Origin of the sequence: Pleomorphomonas diazotrophica (genome assembly GCF_002844595.1) — a bacterium.
Taxonomy (GTDB): domain Bacteria; phylum Pseudomonadota; class Alphaproteobacteria; order Rhizobiales; family Pleomorphomonadaceae; genus Pleomorphomonas; species Pleomorphomonas diazotrophica.
The window spans coordinates 63222-80935 of record NZ_PJNW01000002.1; the positions used below are offsets into that span (position 1 = coordinate 63222).

The following is a 17714-nucleotide window of genomic DNA, read 5'->3' on the forward strand; positions in this document are numbered from 1 at the left end:
CCGGTTATTTCGGCAGTGGCGAGGTGACGCCCTTCACATGCCAGTCCATGGCAACGATGGCGGCGTCGTCCAACGTGGCGCCGGCCGCCACGCCCTCGCTGCCGTCGGCCTTGGCGATCGGACCGGCAAAGGGCGAGAAGCTGCCGTCGGCGATCTTGGCTTCGATCTCAGTGATCTTCGCCTTGGTTTCGGCCGGAATGGCCGGGTTCCAGTCGACGGTCTGCACCACCTTGTCGGCGACGCCAAGGAAGGCGCTGGCGCCGGTGAACTTGCCAGCCAGATGGGCATCGACCTGCGCCTTGAAGTAGGGCGACCAGTCGGTGGCGACGCAGCCGAGATAGGTTTTCGGCGCGTAGCTCTTCATCGAGGAGTTGAGATTGAAGGCATAGACGCCGGCCTCCTCGCAGAGCGAGATCACCGAGGGCGTATCCTGCGCGTTGGAGAAGATGACGTCGCAGCCTTGCGCGATCAGCGCCTTGGCGGCTTCCTGCTCCTTGGCGGGGTCGAACCAGGAGTTCACCCAGACCACCGACACCTCGATGGCCGGGTTGATCGCCTGGGCGCCCAGCGTGAAGGCGTTGATGGAGGTGATCAGCTCGGGGATGGCGAAGGCCGAGACCGAACCGAGCTTGCCGGACTTGGACAGCGCGGCCGCCGCCATGCCCATCAGATAGGTGCCCTGGTAGTATCTCGCCGCAAAGGGCGAGAAGTTCGGAGCCACCATGTAGCCGGAGGCATGCAGCACCGAAACGTCCGGATTGCGCTTGGCGATCTGCATCGCGCCGTTCTGGTAGCCGAAGGAGCCGGCGACCAGGAACTTGTTCCCGTCGGCGACCGTCTTGTTCATGATGCGGTCGGCGTCCGGGCCTTCGGGAATGTTCTCCAGCACGGTGATCTTGACGGCGTCGCCATAGGCGGCCTTCACCGGATCGAGCCCCGCCTTCAGCGCGTGGCCCCAGCCGACATCGCCGATGGGCGAGGGCACGACGAGCGCTATGCCCAGCGGCTCGGCGGCGACGGCGAAACGGCCGCCGACCGTGGTGGCGACGCCGGCGAGTGCCGCCGTCTTGATCAGGTTGCGACGGGTAATGCCTCTGGTCATTCTGGTACGCCCCTCTCTCGGCTGGATCAGAAGTCGATGGTTGCAAGCGTGGCCTCGGCATCGGCGGCCATTTCCGCCTCGTCGATGCCGGGGAACTCTCCGTTGGCCCAGACGATGCGGCCGTTGATCATGGTGAGGTCGGTGGCCATGCCGATACCGAGCTTGGCCGGCAGGCTCAGCGGGTCGTGGCGCGTGCCGACGTAATCCATGCGCCGCGTGTCGATGGCAAAGAGATCCGCCGCCATGCCCGGCACGAGGCGGCCGATGTCGGTGCGCCCGAGAAGGGCCGCGCTGCCGGTCGTCGCATAGCGAAGGAAATCGACGGGCGCCGGCACCGGATGGCTGCGGGACGACGCGACAAGGCATTGCAGCATGTAGGCCGAGTGGATGCAGTGCATCAGATTGGAGTTGTCGTTGGAGGCCGCTCCGTCGCAGCCGAGGCCGACGCGCACGCCGAACGCCGCCATGGCGGGAATGTCGGTCACCTCGGTGCCAACGAGATAGACCGGCTCCGGACAATGCGAGACGCCGGTCCCTGAGGCGGCCAGCTTGGCCAGTTCGGCATGGGTCAGTTCCCAGCAATGGGCGTAGAAGACGTCCGGGCCGGCGAAACCCATCTCTTCCAGATAGTCGACCGTTCGCTTGCCATGGCGGGCCTCGATCACCGGGCTTTCGCCCTCGCCGACATGGGTATGCAGGAGAACGCCCTTGTCGCGGGCCAGCGCCACGGATTCCACGAAAGTCTCGCGGTAGCTGTTGACCGGCTGGCAGGGCGAGACCACCACCTGCCTGAGGCTGAAGGGCGATCCGTCGTGGTAGCGGTCGATCAGCCGCTCGCAGTCGGCAAGGAACTCGTCGGTGGTCTCCAGCATCGCATCGGGGATGGTGGAGCCTTCGGATTTCGGCAGCGTGTTGCCGCCGCGCCCGGCGTGATAGCGGATGCCCAGCCGCTCGGCCGCCTCGAACTGCCGATCGACCAGATATTTTCCAGCATGGCGCGGGAAGCAGTATTGGTGGTCGAGCGCAGTGGTGCAGCCGTGCTTGATGAGTTCGGCCATCGCCGTCAGCGACGAGTGATAGAAGCAGTCCTCGGTGAGCTGCGAGAAGATCGGATAGATCCGATCCAGCCATTCCAGTACCGACAGTTTCGTCCAGTCGAGGTCGGCGCGATTGCGCACGAAGGTCTGGAAGAAATGGTGGTGGGTGTTGACGAGGCCCGGATAGACGAACCAGCCGGAGGCGTCGATCACTTCGGCGCCCTCGGCCTCCGGCGTTGCGCTGAGGTTGGGAGCGATGGCCTTGATGGCCGGGCCGTCGGTCAGAAGGTCGACGTCACGGCGAACGCGTGGGCCGGCGCCGTTGTCCACCATCACCGCCGCGCAGTTCCTGAGAAGATAGTTGCCCATGTCAAACCGTCTCCGGCATGTCGGAAACCGGTTCCGGCTTGAGCTCGTGCAGGCGATGGATGCCGGGCATCTCGATGAAGCCGGGCAGCATGCGGATGGCCCGCATCCACAGGCGGATCGACGGGTAGGGATCGAGCGACAGGCCGCCGTCCGGGGCGAGCGCCACATAGGGGAAACAGGCGATATCGGCGATCGTCGCCCGGTCGGCTGCCAGGAAGCACTGGCCGACGATGCGCCGCTCGGCGAGGGCGGCTTCAACTTCGCGGAGATCGACGGTGCCGGCCCTCTGCAAGCTTGGCAGGTCGCCGGGCTCCACCAGCATTTCCGTGGCGCGTGCGCCACCCAGGTGGTCGGTCAGCCGGCGCGAGAAGGAGAGCCATTGCTGGATGCGAGCCGCGTCCGCCGCGTCGTTTTCGCCGAGCCACTCGGGCGCAGCGAGCTTGGCCAGATAGACCAGCATGGCCGCGCTCTCGGTGAGGATCAGGTCGCCATCGACCAGGATCGGGATCGAGCCGGCCGGATTGAGTGCAAGCAAGGGCTCGGACTGGTGTTCGCGGCCGGGATGCATGTCCACCGCCCAGAGTTCCAGTTTCAGGCCGGTGAGCGCCGCCATCAGGCGCACCTTGTAGGCATCGGGCGAGAGTATGTAGTCGTAGAGGATCATTGGGCCACCAGCTGCGCGCCATAGGTGAACTGATGCCGCTTCAACCAGCGGCGATAGGCGACCGAGGTGAGGTCGGCGCGGGTGGGAATCTCCCGCCCCGGGTCCAGCGGCAGCAGGCGGGGGATCTGGTTTTCCAGGATCGAGCGGTCCTGCAGGAAGATCATCTGCTGGAAATGGATGAGATCGGTCAGCGCCGTCTCATCGTCGAACAGCGCCATCCACGGCCAGACGTCGCAGAGCTCTTCTGTGAGCGGCTGCACGAAGAGCGTGATCACGTCCCATTCGCCCGGCCGCGCCGGGCAGGTCTTGTAAAGCACCGTCGAGGTCGGTGCCGGCACCCGATACATGTAGTCGGTGGTGATGCCGCCGGTGGCCGATTTGGCGGCCTGCGGCTGGTAGAACTGTACCTTGGTCGCCCAGACCTCGTCCTCCTTCTCGCGGATCTCGACGTCATATTTGCCGACTTCGGTATGCGGTTCGGCGCCCAGGATGTCGGTGTGAACGAAGGGGAAATGGGCGATATCCAGGAAGTTCTCCACGGCCCTGAGCGGCGAGCAGCGCACCCGCACGACGCCCACCTCGACGAGACGACGGCCGGGCTGATCGGCTTCGGGGATGTCGAACAGGTCTTTTGACGGTTCGCCCAGCGACGTCCAGACGTGGCCGTAGCGGAGGGTGACCCTGAGGTCGCGGCCGTCGCCGGTGACGACGCGGACCGGATCGCCGGGAAGAACCCTGATCGCTGTGCCCATCAGCTGCGTGGTGCGGCCCTCTGGCGGCAGTTGGCTGGCGAGAGCCACCGGGTACCACTGGTCGATCATTGCGTGGTGGCCGATCGTCATGATGCGAGCTCCTTGACGCCGAGCTGTTCGCATTCGCGCCGCCATCCCTCGGCGGCTCGCGAGACGGTGACGCAGTCGCTCTCCGTGGCCGCTGCGTCGACCATGAGATGGGCGACCGTTTCGCTGCCGCTGATCCCGACGATCAGCAACAACACATCGACGCCGGCCAACCGCGTCCGAACATCGCCGGTCGCGGAGATGAGCTTGGCGTCTACCTCGAGAGTGATCGAACGGAGCGGCTTGAATCCCTCCAGCGCCGGCGGCGGCGCTTTGGGTTCGCCCAGCGCGATCCAGATCACGCCGTTCCGCTCCTCGGTCGGGTAGCTCGCCGCCTTGATCGCGGCCGGCGGGGTCAGGTCGGGGTGGGCGGGAATGCGCCGGCATTGGCCGTTCTGGCCGTAGCTCCAGCCGTGATAAATGCAGGACAGCGCCTCGCCGCGCACGAAGCCATAGGACAGGCGCATGCCGCGATGCGGGCAGCGATCTGCCAGGGTGGCGAGCTCGCCATTTGCGCTACGCCACAGTGCCAGGATGCCGGATGGCGTGTGCGCGGGAATTACCGTTGCGGCCGGCAGATCGGCAGAAAGGGCCACTGGGATCCAGTCGCGCAGCGTCACAACGGGCATGGATTCGTCTCAGATCAAAGCGGTCAAGAGGGGCGGAAATCGTAGGAGCGCTTCCGTCTCACCCTGATCTAAGTAGATATCCTATGCCCAATAAATTCTCATCTGCGAGGCAGGTGTAAATTTAGGCAGATGCATGGCTTGCCTGCTGATATCGAAGGCGAAAGCCTCAACAACGAGCATTCGCTTGATTTTGCCCGTTGGCTATCGCCACTCCGGATCGGAGGAGCGCTCGATGGCGTCCACCCAGACATCAATGGGGCCGAGCAGGCAGCCCATTTCCATGGCGTCGATCAAGTCGGCCGGGCCGCGAACGTCGATGTCCACCCGCTCGGCATCGGCATGGCGGATCTCGCCATCGAGGCCGAGACGGGCCGCGTGACGGGCGACCCACGGCAAAAAGCTGTCTGCGCCGAGGTTGCCGCGGATCGTCAGGCGTTCACGAGCGGTGGGCATTGGCAGGGCGTTCCCATTCAGTCGGCCCGGACGCTACCAGATGACCGACCATCGTTGCCAGTCCTGGCGATCCGCTCGTTCGCGATGTGTCGACCTCAGCCGGCGTAACGCAGCACCAGCGTGCTCCAGACGTCCTTGACGAGGTGGCGCTCGCGCACGAAGCCCTGCGCGCGGAAGGCGGCCAGCACGCTTTCGGCCTGCGTCCGCAGAATGCCCGAGAGAACCACGGCGGCGCCCGGCAGGGCGTGGGCGCGAAACTCAGGCGACAGCATCTTCAGGGGATCGGCCAGGATATTGGCGACGATCAGGTCGAACTTGCGGCCGACGATGGCCGGATGGGAGAAACCGGCGGCGGTGACGGCCGTGACGAGGTTGGCGGCGCCGTTGATCTCGGCGTTCTCCAGCGCGATCTCCACCGCCAAGGGGTCGATGTCGGAGGCGAGCACCGGCCGCTTGGTGGCGCGCGCAATGCCGATGGCGAGGACGCCCGATCCGGTGCCGAGGTCGAAGACGCTGTCGAAGCGGTAGACGGCGAGGAGGCGCGTCAGCGCCGTGAGGCAGCCCCAGGTGGTCGGATGATGGCCGGTACCGAAGGCCTGGTTGGCCTCGATCTGCAGGCCGATCAGTCCCCTGGGAATGCGGTCGCGGTCGTGGGCGCCGTGCACCACGAAGCGGCCGGCGATCACCGGGCTCAGTCCTTCGAGGCTCTGGGCCACCCAATCGACATCCTCGGGTACCGGCTCGACCGTCAGGGCACTGACATCGGCGATGCCTGCCAGCGCGGCGCGGGCGGGCGCCAGGATCTCCTCACCATCCTCGGCGAAGAAGAAGCCATCCACCGCCCAGCCGCCGTCGGTCTCATACCAGGATACCGGACCGGCCTCGACGAAGGCGGCCTCGATGGCATCGGCGATCGTCTCGGCGGCCGCCGCATCGGCGGCGGGCATGTGAAGCTGGTACTGGCGCATGGCGGTTCCTGAAAAGGGTTCCGGGAGGGTTCCTGCGCTTTAGTCGGTGGCCGGGGTCTTGTCAAAGCGCAACGGCCTCCGCGCGGCGGTACCGTGTTGCAAACCGCCTCGATCTGATATATGTACACGTGAACATATAGCAGATGGGTATCGAACATGGACAAACCGACAGCACCGCGCGGGCGGCGGACCAAGGACATGCCGAGCGGGCGCGAGGCGCTGCTGGCCGCGGCCGTTCGGCTGTTCGCGGCGCATGGCTATGACGGCACGGACATTCGCAGCGTGGCGTCGGCCGCCGGCGTCGGCGCCAACCTCGTCCGGGTGCATTTCGGCGGCAAGGCGGAGCTCTGGACGGCGGCCGCCGAGCGGATTCTGTCGCGCGCCGAGCCGATCATGGAGATGGTGGCGCAGCTCTCGGGCGATCACGGTCTGAAGGTCGAGGAGCGGCTGGCGATCATCATTCAGAAGACGGCGGACTTCTACCGGGACAACCCGGAGATCCGCGACTTTGCCTTCAGGTCGATTGCCGACGGCGGCGAGCGGGCCGACTTCATCGCCGAGAAGCTGCTGGCGCCCGCCTATGCCGCGGGGAAGGCCACCTTCGAGGAGGCGATCGCGGCGGGGCGCATTCGCAGCCGTCATCCGGCGCTGTTCTTCCTCATCCTGACCAGCGCGCTCAGCCAGCCGCACGGCTTTGCCGACACGCTGTCGAAGCTGGCGCCCGAAATACCGAGGGATGATGCCTATCTCTACCTGTCCATGTCCGTGACGGAGCTGTTCCTGCACGGCATTTAACATCTTTGCTGCTTGCAGCGTCAACGACTTGTCTCCGGGTGGCCGCGTGAGCTCCCCGGCAGGCGGAGCTTTGTTTTTTCGCGGGGCGTCACCCGCAACATGAAAGGTGCGACGATGCGTGGTTGGTCTTTGGCGGCGAGTGTCGCGACGGCGATGGTGGCCTGCCTGTTGGGTGGATGCGAACAGGACAAGCCGCCGGCGCCGGAGGTTCGTCCCGTCAAGTCGGTGGTGGTCGGTCAGCGGCCGGCCGGTGAGCCGGTGGCGCTGACCGGGCAGGTGCGGGCGCGCACCGAAATCAACCTGGCCTTCCGCCTGAGCGGGCACATGATCGATCGGCTGGTGCGCGTCGGCGACCAGGTGGAGCCGGGCCAGGTGGTCGCCCATCTCGACGATCAGATCCAGAAGAACACGCTGCTCCAGACCGAGGCACTGCTGTCGGCCGCCCGGGCGCAGCTCGTCGAGGCGCGCAACACCTATGCGCGGCAGAACGGCCTGCTCAGCAAGGGCTTTGCCAGCAACGCCCAGTTCGATCAGGCTCAGCAGGGGCTGGAATCGGCCGAGGCGCAGGTCGCCTCCGCCGAGGCGCAGGTGAAGAGCGCCGAGGAGCAGCTGAGCTATACCATCCTGACCGCCGACGCCGCCGGCACCGTCATCGCCACCGGCGCCGAGGCCGGGGAGGTGGTGGCCGCCGGCCAGCCGGTGGTGCAGATCGCCAGCGACGGCGGCCGCGACGCGGTGTTCGCGGTGTCCGGCCAGATCATGCGCGCCCTGCCGGCCGATCCGGCCTTCAGCGTCGCCCTCACCGAAGACATGGGTATCGTCGCCCAGGGCCACATCCGCGAAATCGCCCCGCAAGCCGATCCCGTCACCCGCACCTACACGGTGAAGGTGGCGCTCGACAATCCGCCGGAGGCCATGCAGCTCGGCTCGACCGTCTCCGGCACCACGCGGCTCGATGCGCCCAAGGGCATGGAAGTGCCGTCGTCGGCCATCGTCTACGGCGGCGCCGCCAGTGCCGTCTGGGTGGTGGACTCCAAGGAGCTGACCGTCTCGCTGCGCGAGGTGTCCGTCGCCCGCTACGAGCCGGCCAGCGTCATTCTCTCCGGCGGATTGCAGCCGGGCGAAACCATCGTCACCGCCGGCGTTCAGTCGCTGCATCCGGGGCAGAAGGTACGCCTTCTGGGGAGCTCGTCATGAACAAGGGCTTCAACCTCTCCACCTGGGCGATCGGCAACCGGTCGCTGATCCTCTACTTCATGCTGGTGATCTCGCTGGCCGGCGCCTGGTGCTACACCGGCCTCGGGCGCGGCGAGGATCCCTCCTTCACCATCAAGACCATGGTCGTCGTGGCACAGTGGCCCGGTGCAACCATCGAGGAGACGCTGAAGCAGGTCACCGAGCGCATCGAGCGCAAGCTCCAGGAGACGCCGCATCTCGACTACGTCAAGAGCTATACCCAGGCCGGTGTGACCACCATTTTCGTGACGCTCCAGGGATCGGCACCCAAGGACGAGGTGCCGGACATCTGGTACCAGGTGCGCAAGAAGGTCGGCGACATCAAGGACACGCTGCCGCAGGGCACCCTCGGCCCCTGGTTCAACGACGAGTTCGGCGACACCTACGGCATCGTCTACGGCTTCACCTCCGACGGTTTTTCCAGCCGCGAGCTGCGCGACCAAGTGGAGGATATCCGCTCCCGCCTGTTGCAGATCCCCGACGTGTCGAAGATCGAGATGCTCGGCGTGCAGGACGAGCGGATCTACGTCGAGTTCTCCAGCGATCAGATCGCCGGGCTCGGCCTCGACAAGACCTCGCTGATCGCCGCGCTGATGGCTCAGAACGCCATCGCCCCGGCCGGCGTGGTGGAGACGTCCGCCGAGAAGATCCTGGTGCGCACCTCCGGCGGCTTCAAGTCGGAGAAGGACATCCTGGCCGTCAACTTCGCGGCCAACGGCCGGCTGATCCGCCTCGGCGACATCGCCAAGGTGACGCGCGGGCCGTCCGATCCGCCGCAGCCGCTCTTCCGCGTCAACGGCAAGGAGGGCATCGGCCTTGCCATTTCCATGCGCGACGGCGGCGACGTGCTGGTGCTCGGCGAGAACATCCGCGCGGCGATGGCTGCCATCACGGCCGACCTGCCGGTCGGCATCGAGACGCATGAGGTGGCCGATCAGGCGGCCACCGTCGAGCACGCGGTGGGCGAGTTCACCGAGGCGCTGTGGGAGGCCATCGGCATCGTTCTCATCGTCAGCGTGGTCAGCCTCGGCTTCCGGGCCGGCTCCATCGTGGCGCTGTCAATCCCGCTGGTGCTCGCCATCGTGTTCATTGCCATGCAGATCCTCGGCATCGACCTGCAGCGCATCTCGCTCGGCGCGCTGATCATCGCCCTCGGCCTCCTGGTCGACGACGCCATGATCACCATCGAAAGCATGATCACCCGGCTCGAACGGGGCGAAAGCAAGGAGGCGGCGGCATCCTTCGCCTACCGGTCCACCGCCTATCCGCGCCTTGCCGGCACGCTGGTGACCATCGCCGGCTTCGTGCCGATCGGCTTTGCCAAGTCGATGGCCGGCGAGTACACCTTCTCGATCTTCGCCGTGGTGGGCATCGCGCTCATCGCCTCCTGGTTCGTGGCGGCCCTGTTCTCGCCGCTGCTCGGCGTGTGGATCCTGAAGGCGCCGAAGGGCGCGCATCACGAGGCGGGCAACGGGCCGATCCTCCGGGCCTTCCGCGGCGTCCTCACCGCCGTCATGACCTGGCGCTGGGCGACGATCGGCGTCACGCTCCTCGTGCTCGCCGTCGCCGTCTACGGCATGCGCTTCGTGCCGGAGCAGTTCTTCCCCTCGTCGGACCGCCCCGAACTGCTGGTCGACCTCAAGCTGCCGCAGAACGCCTCCATCGAGGCCTCGCGGGACATCTCGGCCCGGATCGACAAGATGCTGGCCGAGGATGACGACGTCGAGCACTTCAGCACCTACGTCGGCCGCGGCGCCGTGCGCTTCTACCTGCCGATGGACCTGCAACTGCCCAACGACTTCTTCGCCCAGTCGGTGGTGGTGACCAAGGGCCTCGCCGAGCGCGATCGGGTCAAGGCCAAGGTGGAGCGCGCGCTGACCGAGGACTTCCCCAACGTCATCGGCCGCGTCTATCCCTTGGAGCTCGGCCCGCCGGTCGGCTGGCCGATCCAGTACCGCGTCAGCGGCCCGTCGGAGGACAAGGTTCGCGAGATCGCCTTCCGCGTCGCGGCGGCGATGAACGCCGACGGGCGCGTTCAGAAGATCAACTACGACTGGATGGAGCCGGTGCGCACCCTGCAGATCCACGTCGATCAGGATCAGGCGCGGCTGCTCGGGCTCAGTTCGCTCCAGGTGTCGCAGGCGATCAACGCCACCGTCTCCGGCGGCACCGTCACCCAGGTGCGCGACGACATCTATCTAGTCAACGTCGTCATCCGGGCGAAGGCCGACGAGCGCATGTCGCTGTCGACCATCCGCACCCTGCAAGTGCCGCTTCAGAACGGCAAGTCGGTGCCGCTCAGCCAGGTTGCTCGGGTCGATTATGGCCTCGAAAGCCCGCTTATGTGGCGGCGCGACCGGCGGCCGACGCTGACCATCGAGGCCGATACGGCGCCGGGCGCCATGCCGGCCTCCGTGGTCGAAGCGCTGAGCGGGCCCATCCAGGACATCTCCGCCAGCCTTCCCCAAGGCTATCGCATCGACGTCGGCGGCGCCGTCGAGGAAAGCGGCAAGTCGCAGGCCTCGGTGATGGCCGTGGTGCCATTGATGCTGCTTCTCATGGTGACCATCCTGATGGTGCAGCTCCGCTCGTTCAACGGCGTGTTCATGGTGCTGAGCGTGGCGCCGCTCGGGGTGATCGGCGTGGTGATGGCGCTGTTCGTGGCGCAGAAGCCGCTGGGCTTCGTCGCCATGCTGGGCATTCTCGCCCTCGTCGGCATGATCGCCCGCAACTCGGTGATCCTGATCGACCAGATCGAGCAGGAAAAGCGGGCGGGTCTCGATCCGTGGAACGCGGTGATCGAGGCGGCGGTGGTGCGCTTCCGGCCCATCCTGCTCACCGCTTCGGCAGCGATCCTGGGCATGATTCCCATCGCACCGACCATCTTCTGGGGGCCGATGGCCTTCGCCATCATCGGCGGCCTCGCGGGGGCCACCGTGCTGACGCTGTTGTTCCTGCCGGCGCTCTATGTGGCCTGGCACCGGATCCGGCCGGTGCCCGCCATACCCGTCGGGCAGGCGGAAGCCACCTGACCAAAGGCGGCTCTCCGGCGAAACGGCCGGGGAGCTGCCTGCAACCTCGCTTGCGATGAGACCTTCGTGACCTCCGATCCACATCCATCCATCGGCCCGCCTTCGCGGCGCCCGCCGGTCCCTGCTTTCCTGTCGCGGCTTCTGGCGCTGTTGGCCGGCGCGCTCGCCGCCGATCGCGACAGACACGCCGACCGCTTTAGCGGTCCTGCCTGCTGGCGCCGGATGGTGGCGCTCGGCTCCATGCTGGCGGGGCTCGCCGGCATTCCCGTGGTGTCCTTCATCGCCTATGGGCTCAATGGCGGCGGCTATTTCCCCGGCATGGCCTCGATCTTCGGCGGCTTTCTGCAGATCATGCTGATCCTGAAGATCGCCAGCCCCGACATCTACCTCGACTGGCTCATCATGGGCGCCTTCGACGTGTTGATCGGCGCGCTGCTGCTCATCGACCCCGGCCTTGCCTCGGGCCTGTCGCTCGTGGCCTTCGCCCTGTGCCTTGCGGCGTCCTCGCTCAGCCGCCTCATGATCGGCGTCACCGTCCACGACGCCAGCGCCTTCACCTGGGTGGGGGCGAGCGGCCTCGTCGGCCTGTTCCTACTCGGCTGGTTCCTGACGGTGGTGTTTCTGACCAGTGACGGCCGGCTCGATCTTCCCATGGCGGCCGACCTGGTGCTGAGGGCCGACCTGACGCTGCGCGGGGCGGCCATCGTCGGCTTCGGGCTGTCGCTGCCGCGCGGCTGATCCCATCGGGCGTTTCTTCGAGCGTGCTTGCGTAAAAAACGACGGGCGGAGCCTGGAACCCCGCCCGTCGCTTCGATTGATGTGCGGCGCCGAACTTACTTCTTCGGCGGCACGTAGTCGGCCGGCGTCGCATCGGTGATGCGACCGTCGGTATAGGGCTTGTAGGGGTTGTGGGTGGTCAGGTACTCGGCCACGACCTCTTCGAGGTTCGGGCCGTAGTCGTAGGCATTGGCCGCCTTCTCGGCGAAGGTCTTGAAGCCGTCGCCGCCGCCGCGGACGTAGTTGTTGGTGACGACGCCATAGGTCTTGGCCGGATCGAGCGGCACGAATGCGTCGCCGTCCTTGACCTCGACGCTGGTGACGCGGCTGCCGACCGGCTTCGAGCGATCGAAGGTGTATTTCAGGCCCGAGACCTGCGGGAAGCGGCCGGCGCCCTCGTCGACCTGGCTGACGCCGTTCTCCAGCGCTTCCTTGATGCCGGCACCGTCGATCTGGAAGGTGGCCAGCGTGTTCTGGAAGGGCAGGACCGTCAGCACCTCGCCCATGGTGACGTCACCGGCGTCGATCGACGCGCGGAGGCCGCCGCCGTTGGCGATGGAAATGGTGACACCCTGGCTGGCGACGCGCTCGAGCGCCGCGTCGGCGACGAGGTTGCCCATGGAGCATTCGACGGCGCGGCAGGACTTGCGGTCGCCGTCGATGGCCTCGGCGGCCGAACCCACCACCTTGGCCTTCAGCTCTTCGAGCGGCTTGCCGAGCTCCTTGACGCGGGCGGCGTAGCCCTCGTCCGGCGTCACCGAGGCGTCGAGCAGGATCGGCGCGCCCTTGGTGGCGGTGACGACGCCCTGGTCGTTGAAGTTCACTGTAAGGTCGCCGAGATACTTGGAATAGGCGTAGGCGGTGACGATCGGCACGTCGACGCCCGATGGGTTCTTCACCAGCGTCGGATAGGGGCCGGACGCCTTCTCGTCGGTGGACGACAGGTAGGTGTGGCTGTGGCCGCCGACGATGACGTCGAGGCCGTCGACCTTGGCGGCGATCTCCTGGTCCTTGACGTAACCGACATGGGTGAGCGCGATGATCTTGTTGACGCCCTCAGCCTCGATCTCCTTCACCGCCTTCTGGAGATAGGTGACCTCGTCCTCGAAGGTGATGTCCTTGCCGGGCGATGACGTTTCGGACGTGTCGGTCGCCAGCACCGAGACGACGGCCACCTTCTCGCCGCCGAACTCCTTGATGACGTAACCCTTGTACTTGCCGTCGAGCAGCGAGCCCTTGGCGGCGACGGTGTTGCCGGAGATGATCGGGAACTTCACCGCGCCGATCAGCTTGTCGAGCTCGGCCGGGCCGTCGTCGAACTCATGGTTGCCGATGGCCATGGCGTCGAAGCCGATGCCGTTCATGAACTCGGCCACCGGCGCGCTCTTGAAGGTGCTGTAGTAGAGCGAACCCTGGAACTGATCGCCGGCATCGAGCACCAGAAGGTTGGTGGCTTCCAGTTCCTTGCGTTTGGCGTCGATGGCGCTCTTCACGCGGGCGATGCCGCCGAAGCACTCGCCGGCGTCGCTCTCCTTGGCCGAGCAGGTGGAGTCGAACTTGTTGATCGGCTCGATGCGCGAGTGAAAATCGTTGATGTGCAGGATGGTGAGCTGGAAGTCGGCCAGTGCCGTGCCGGCCGAAAGCGCCAGTGCGCCCGCCGCGAGAATGCCGACGGCAAGTCTATTCGTCATGCTTCTGTCTCCCCATTCACAAGCTGCCCATGGTCTGAGCCGCCTAAGCAATCTTGGCGTGTTCGGACGCCCGGCTTCAAGCGTTAATGCGCAGTTTTGCACGGTGAGGACAGGCTTTTATGACGATTGAGGCCAGTCACGCCTTGTCGAGGAAGCTGTCCACCACCCGTTTCTGGCCGGCCTTGTCGAAATCGACGGTGACCTTGTTGCCGTCGACGGCGGCAACCGAGCCCGGGCCGAACTTGACGTGGAACACCCGGTCGCCCACGCCGAACTTCGGCGCGCCGTCCACCACCGACTTGGCGATCAGCTCGCCCTCGATCAGTTTGGGCTGGGTGCGGCCATAGGATTGCTGGGCCGGCGAGGAGAAGCCTCCGCGGCCTCCGCCGGCTGCCTTCTGGGCCTTCTGCGCGCGCTGCCAGCCGGGTGTCTCGTAATTCGACTGGAAGCGCTCGACGCTGTCGAAGCGCGAGGCGCCGTAGGGGTTCTGGCGGCCGAAGGAGGAGCCGTAGCCGCCATAGGCGCTGCCGGTTTCCTTGATCTCCACATGGGCGGCCGGCAGCTCGTCGAGGAAGCGCGAGGGAATCGACGACTGCCAGGAGCCGTGGATGCGGCGGTTGGAGGTGAACCAGATCAGGCAGTGTTTCTTGGCACGCGTCAGGCCGACATAGGCGAGGCGGCGTTCCTCTTCGAGCCCGGCTCTACCGCCTTCGTCGAGGGCACGCTGGTGCGGGAACAGGCCCTCTTCCCAGCCGGGCAGGAAGACGGTGTCGAACTCCAGGCCCTTGGCCGAATGCAGCGTCATGATGGAGACGGCGTCGAGCTCCTCGCCGCTGTCGCGGTCCATCACCAGCGAGATGTGTTCGAGGAAGCCTTCCATGCTCTCGAACTCGTCCATGGAGCGGATGAGTTCCTTGAGGTTTTCGAGCCGGCCCGGCGCTTCGGCCGAGCGGTCGTTCTGCCACATGGCGGTGTAGCCGCTCTCGTCGAGGATCAGCTCGGCGAGCTCGGTGTGCTTCATGGCCGGCAGAAGATCGCGCCAGCGATCGACGCTGTCGAGGAAGTCGCGCAGGGCGGTGCGCGTCTTGCCCTTGAACTCCTCGGTGGCGACCAGTTGCCGCGTCGCCTCGGTGAGCGGCACCGTCTCGGCGCGGCCGTAGTCGTGCAGGGTGCGGACGGACGTGTCGCCGATGCCGCGGCGCGGCGTGTTGACGATGCGCTCGAAGGCGAGGTCGTCGGCCGGTTGCATGACCAGGCGGAAATAGGCGAGGGCGTCGCGGATCTCGGCGCGCTCGTAGAACCGCGGGCCGCCGATGACGCGATAGGGAATGCCCGAGGTGACGAAGCGGTCTTCGAACTCGCGCATCTGGAAGGAGGCGCGCACGAGGATGGCGATGTCGTTGAGCGGCGTGCCGCCCCGCTGGAAGCGCTCGATCTCATCGCCGATGGAACGGGCCTCTTCCTCCGAATCCCAGGCGGAGGCGACGAACACCTTGTCCTCGTCGTCGTCCTGCGGCAGGTCGGTGAACAGCGTCTTGCCGAGCCGCGCCTCGTTGTGGGCGATGAGATGCGAGGCGGCGCCGAGGATGTGGGCGGTGGAGCGGTAGTTGCGCTCGAGCCGGATCACCTTGGCGCCGGGGAAGTCGCGCTCGTAGCGCAGGATGTTGTCCACCTCGGCGCCGCGCCAGCCGTAGATCGACTGGTCGTCGTCGCCGACGCAGCAGATGTTGTGCGAGCCCTGGGCGAGCAGGCGCAGCCAGAGATACTGGACGACGTTGGTGTCCTGATACTCGTCGACCAGGATGAAGCGGAACCGCTTGTGATAGTCGGCGAGAACGTCGGGGTTCTGGCGCAACAGCGTCACCGCTTCGAGCAGCAGGTCGCCGAAGTCGACGGCGTTCAGCACCTTGAGCCGCGCCTGATAGGCGGCATAGAGCTCGCGGCCCCGGCCGTTGACATAGGCGCGCGCCTCGCCTTCCGGGATGTCGGCCGGGCGCAGGCCCTTGTTCTTCCAGCCGTCGAGCGCCGAGGCGAACTGGCGGGCCGGCCAGCGCTTCTCGTCGATGCCCTCGGCCTGGATCAGCTGCTTGATGAGGCGGATCTGGTCGTCGGTGTCGAGGATGGTGAAGTTGCTCTTGAGGCCGACCAGTTCGGCGTGCTTCCTGAGCATGCGCACGCCGATTGAGTGGAAGGTGCCGAGCCAGGGCATGCCCTCGACGACGCCGCCCACCAGATGGCCGACGCGCTCCTTCATCTCGCGCGCCGCCTTGTTGGTGAAGGTCACCGCGAGGATCTGCGAGGGAAAGGCGCGGCGCGTCGCCAGGATATGGGCGATGCGGGTGGTCAGGACGCGCGTCTTGCCGGTGCCGGCGCCGGCCAGCACCAGCACCGGACCATCCAGCGTTTCCACCGCTTCGCGCTGCTCGGGGTTCATGCCCTGCAGATAGCCGACGGCGCCAGCGCCGGGGCGGGCGGCAGCCATGGCACGGGCGGCGATGCCCAGCGAGGGAGAGGCGTCGAAGTCGGTCTGGTCGTGATTCTGGGAAGCAGTCATGATGAGAACAATAAAGCAACAGAGCGCCGGGCGCGAGAGTGTCGTGGCCTTTTGGAGATCCTGTCGTTCCCACCATCGGAAATAACGTTCTGGTTGTGTTTCTCCCGACTTGACCTTCTGCACTCCGTGTCCAGAAGCTGTGTGGGATTTCGTGGGAGGGGCGCATGGAGACGGATAGTCGGCCGAAAAGATATCTCTGGCTGCGCCTTGCTGCCTTTCTAGTTGATTTCGCGCTCGCCTACGCCTTGGCGGTAGTCATTCTCACAGCCGTTGATGCAGTCACAGGAGGGGACTTTTACTATTGGAAAGGGGTTTATAGTCAAACCGCTTGCGTGACTGCTCCCCCGTCTGCCCTTCTGGACGAACTCACCACGGCCCTTCCCCCTGTTCCAGACTGGCAAAGAACTGAGGTCGTCTGCCGAACCCTGCCCGCAGGTGGAAAGGCGAGTTACGTGCTCACTGTGAAAAATGAAGCACGGGAGGGTAAAACCGCTCGTTCCCAGTATGTTAGCGTTGGGGTTACCGCTTCGGGTGATCGGCTTGATACCAGTTTCAAGCTCGATCCAACGGTCTTTGTCGCCTATCTGTTTATGCTTGCTTGGGCGCGTTATTTCGGGCGTTCGCCTGGCAAACGTTGGCTCCGGCTCACTGTAATAGAGCGGGGAGGTGAGAATGGAACTTCTCCCCGGTTATTCCGGCGTGAGTTGTTACGTCTCGGGCCGCTAATGCTGTTCTCTATGGTCGGCGTTGTCGTCGCTCTGACCGCATGGTGTCTTGTTGGCTCAGATCCGATGCGGCTGATAAGGCAAATGCAGGCTGCTCCTATTGCATGGGCTGCCCCTAACGCTGTCCTGAGTTTGGCTCTTGCCGTCTATTATCTCTTTCCCTTTCTGCACTGGCGAGGCCAGTCCTTCTACGACAAGTTTGCGGGAACGATGGTGACGCGCGGTTGATGCTGCCGTTGGCCCTGGCTCAGTTAATAGGTGGTAATTCACTCGGCATTTCTAACTATAAAAGTGTGTTTTTGTGCGTCTCATAAGGAAAACATAGCACTTCGTTTTTACGTAATCTCTTTGTCTATCCCCAATGGCGAACGGGTTTATGCTCTGAGTTTACTTGTTGTTCAGAGGTCGGGTCTCAGATTGTCTTATCGGCCGCCAGTCACGCCTTTTCTTGGTGGGAATGAGACATGATCGCGACTTCAGACGGGATGCCTTCCGGGATCTACACCTATTTCGTCGCGCAGCCTTCGGTCGACGCAGGACTCGCTTTGGCGGCCTATACGAGCGACGCCGACAGTCCGGCCTGGCGGCTCGAACCCGGCGACTATCTCGACATGGCAGGTGGACTCGTCGCGGCGACTCCGGAGCTGGCGGCACTTGCCATCTCCTGGTCGCGCGGCTGAGATCCTAACCTGAAACTCTACTGGCGCGGGCATCCCTGGCGTCCACTTGGTCCGAAAAGTCTTCAACTTTTCGGGCGGATGCCCTTGCTTCGAGTTCTGGGCTTCCGGTGCTCACGAACCTCAACTTCGCTCCGCTCCGGTTCTCTTTCCTCTCGCCATCTGG

The 17714-nt window shown here is 65.5% G+C and carries 15 protein-coding genes; 6 read left to right on the top strand and 9 right to left on the bottom strand.

Going from position 1 to position 17714, the window contains the following annotated elements; translation table 11 throughout:
• Positions 1 to 4 precede the first annotated feature (4 nt).
• From CXZ10_RS01275 to CXZ10_RS01305, 7 genes are all read right to left on the bottom strand, one after another.
• On the bottom strand, positions 5 to 1102 hold the full coding sequence (locus CXZ10_RS01275) for a BMP family ABC transporter substrate-binding protein (protein ID WP_101287146.1): 1098 nt from the start codon (positions 1100 to 1102) through the stop codon (positions 5 to 7).
• 26 nt (positions 1103 to 1128) lie between these two features.
• Positions 1129 to 2508 (bottom strand): amidohydrolase, encoded by a 1380-nt coding sequence (locus CXZ10_RS01280; protein WP_101287147.1) that lies wholly within the window; start codon positions 2506 to 2508, stop codon positions 1129 to 1131.
• Between the two features lies 1 nt (position 2509).
• Positions 2510 to 3172 carry a glutathione S-transferase family protein gene (locus CXZ10_RS01285; RefSeq protein WP_101287148.1) on the bottom strand — a complete coding sequence of 221 codons (663 nt, stop codon included), beginning with the start codon at positions 3170 to 3172 and terminating at the stop codon, positions 2510 to 2512.
• A complete protein-coding gene (locus tag CXZ10_RS01290; RefSeq protein WP_101287149.1) occupies positions 3169 to 4014 on the bottom strand; it encodes an aromatic ring-hydroxylating oxygenase subunit alpha in 846 nt (281 codons plus the stop codon). The genes CXZ10_RS01285 and CXZ10_RS01290 overlap by 4 nt, the downstream gene beginning before the upstream one ends.
• Positions 4011 to 4640, bottom strand: a complete 630-nt coding sequence (locus tag CXZ10_RS01295) for a Rieske (2Fe-2S) protein (RefSeq protein WP_101287150.1) — start codon at positions 4638 to 4640, stop codon at positions 4011 to 4013. Before CXZ10_RS01295 ends, CXZ10_RS01290 begins: the two co-directional genes overlap by 4 nt.
• A gap of 201 nt (positions 4641 to 4841) precedes the next feature.
• The gene (locus CXZ10_RS01300; protein WP_101287151.1) at positions 4842 to 5093 is read right to left on the bottom strand and encodes an acylphosphatase; all 252 of its coding nucleotides are present in this window, start codon (positions 5091 to 5093) and stop codon (positions 4842 to 4844) included.
• 95 nt (positions 5094 to 5188) lie between these two features.
• On the bottom strand, positions 5189 to 6061 hold the full coding sequence (locus tag CXZ10_RS01305) for a 50S ribosomal protein L11 methyltransferase (RefSeq protein ID WP_101287152.1): 873 nt from the start codon (positions 6059 to 6061) through the stop codon (positions 5189 to 5191).
• A gap of 156 nt (positions 6062 to 6217) precedes the next feature.
• Between CXZ10_RS01305 and CXZ10_RS01310 the strand changes: the two genes are divergently transcribed.
• The 4 genes from CXZ10_RS01310 to CXZ10_RS01325 all read left to right on the top strand — a co-directional run bounded on the left by CXZ10_RS01310 (position 6218) and on the right by CXZ10_RS01325 (position 11862).
• Positions 6218 to 6856 carry a TetR/AcrR family transcriptional regulator gene (locus CXZ10_RS01310; RefSeq protein ID WP_101287153.1) on the top strand — a complete coding sequence of 213 codons (639 nt, stop codon included), beginning with the start codon at positions 6218 to 6220 and terminating at the stop codon, positions 6854 to 6856.
• A gap of 114 nt (positions 6857 to 6970) precedes the next feature.
• Positions 6971 to 8053 (top strand): efflux RND transporter periplasmic adaptor subunit, encoded by a 1083-nt coding sequence (locus tag CXZ10_RS01315; RefSeq protein ID WP_101287154.1) that lies wholly within the window; start codon positions 6971 to 6973, stop codon positions 8051 to 8053.
• Positions 8050 to 11124 carry an efflux RND transporter permease subunit gene (locus CXZ10_RS01320; RefSeq protein ID WP_101287155.1) on the top strand — a complete coding sequence of 1025 codons (3075 nt, stop codon included), beginning with the start codon at positions 8050 to 8052 and terminating at the stop codon, positions 11122 to 11124. The genes CXZ10_RS01315 and CXZ10_RS01320 overlap by 4 nt, the downstream gene beginning before the upstream one ends.
• Positions 11125 to 11190: 66 nt before the next feature.
• A complete protein-coding gene (locus CXZ10_RS01325; protein ID WP_101287156.1) occupies positions 11191 to 11862 on the top strand; it encodes a hypothetical protein in 672 nt (223 codons plus the stop codon).
• A 95-nt stretch (positions 11863 to 11957) separates the two neighbouring features.
• Here the strand turns inward: CXZ10_RS01325 and CXZ10_RS01330 are convergent, their stop codons facing one another.
• Entirely contained in the window at positions 11958 to 13592 is a 1635-nt protein-coding gene (locus tag CXZ10_RS01330) for a bifunctional metallophosphatase/5'-nucleotidase (protein WP_101287157.1), read from the bottom strand.
• A 136-nt stretch (positions 13593 to 13728) separates the two neighbouring features.
• Positions 13729 to 16146, bottom strand: coding sequence for an ATP-dependent helicase (locus CXZ10_RS01335; RefSeq protein ID WP_101287158.1), 2418 nt, complete (start codon positions 16144 to 16146; stop codon positions 13729 to 13731).
• Positions 16147 to 16310: 164 nt separating this feature from the next.
• Between CXZ10_RS01335 and CXZ10_RS01340 the strand changes: the two genes are divergently transcribed.
• Together CXZ10_RS01340 and CXZ10_RS01345 are read left to right on the top strand one after the other, a co-directional pair.
• Positions 16311 to 17099: an RDD family protein gene (locus CXZ10_RS01340; protein ID WP_101287159.1), complete on the top strand. Its 789-nt coding sequence runs from the start codon at positions 16311 to 16313 to the stop codon at positions 17097 to 17099.
• Positions 17100 to 17335: 236 nt separating this feature from the next.
• The gene (locus CXZ10_RS01345; protein WP_143741450.1) at positions 17336 to 17551 is read left to right on the top strand and encodes a hypothetical protein; all 216 of its coding nucleotides are present in this window, start codon (positions 17336 to 17338) and stop codon (positions 17549 to 17551) included.
• The last annotated feature ends 163 nt before the right edge of the window (positions 17552 to 17714 follow it).

Bases quoted from the DNA above. Each gene is read 5' to 3' on its own strand.
- CXZ10_RS01320 (WP_101287155.1), top strand. From the start codon at position 8,050: ATGAACAAGGGCTTCAACCTCTCCACCTGGGCGATCGGCAACCGGTCG.
- CXZ10_RS01280 (WP_101287147.1), bottom strand. From the start codon at position 2,508: ATGGGCAACTATCTTCTCAGGAACTGCGCGGCGGTGATGGTGGACAAC.
- CXZ10_RS01300 (WP_101287151.1), bottom strand. From the start codon at position 5,093: ATGCCCACCGCTCGTGAACGCCTGACGATCCGCGGCAACCTCGGCGCA.
- CXZ10_RS01285 (WP_101287148.1), bottom strand. From the start codon at position 3,172: ATGATCCTCTACGACTACATACTCTCGCCCGATGCCTACAAGGTGCGC.
- CXZ10_RS01315 (WP_101287154.1), top strand. From the start codon at position 6,971: ATGCGTGGTTGGTCTTTGGCGGCGAGTGTCGCGACGGCGATGGTGGCC.
- CXZ10_RS01335 (WP_101287158.1), bottom strand. From the start codon at position 16,146: ATGACTGCTTCCCAGAATCACGACCAGACCGACTTCGACGCCTCTCCC.
- CXZ10_RS01310 (WP_101287153.1), top strand. From the start codon at position 6,218: ATGGACAAACCGACAGCACCGCGCGGGCGGCGGACCAAGGACATGCCG.
- CXZ10_RS01275 (WP_101287146.1), bottom strand. From the start codon at position 1,102: ATGACCAGAGGCATTACCCGTCGCAACCTGATCAAGACGGCGGCACTC.
- CXZ10_RS01345 (WP_143741450.1), top strand. From the start codon at position 17,336: ATGATCGCGACTTCAGACGGGATGCCTTCCGGGATCTACACCTATTTC.
- CXZ10_RS01295 (WP_101287150.1), bottom strand. From the start codon at position 4,640: ATGCCCGTTGTGACGCTGCGCGACTGGATCCCAGTGGCCCTTTCTGCC.
- CXZ10_RS01340 (WP_101287159.1), top strand. From the start codon at position 16,311: ATGGAGACGGATAGTCGGCCGAAAAGATATCTCTGGCTGCGCCTTGCT.
- CXZ10_RS01290 (WP_101287149.1), bottom strand. From the start codon at position 4,014: ATGACGATCGGCCACCACGCAATGATCGACCAGTGGTACCCGGTGGCT.
- CXZ10_RS01305 (WP_101287152.1), bottom strand. From the start codon at position 6,061: ATGCGCCAGTACCAGCTTCACATGCCCGCCGCCGATGCGGCGGCCGCC.
- CXZ10_RS01330 (WP_101287157.1), bottom strand. From the start codon at position 13,592: ATGACGAATAGACTTGCCGTCGGCATTCTCGCGGCGGGCGCACTGGCG.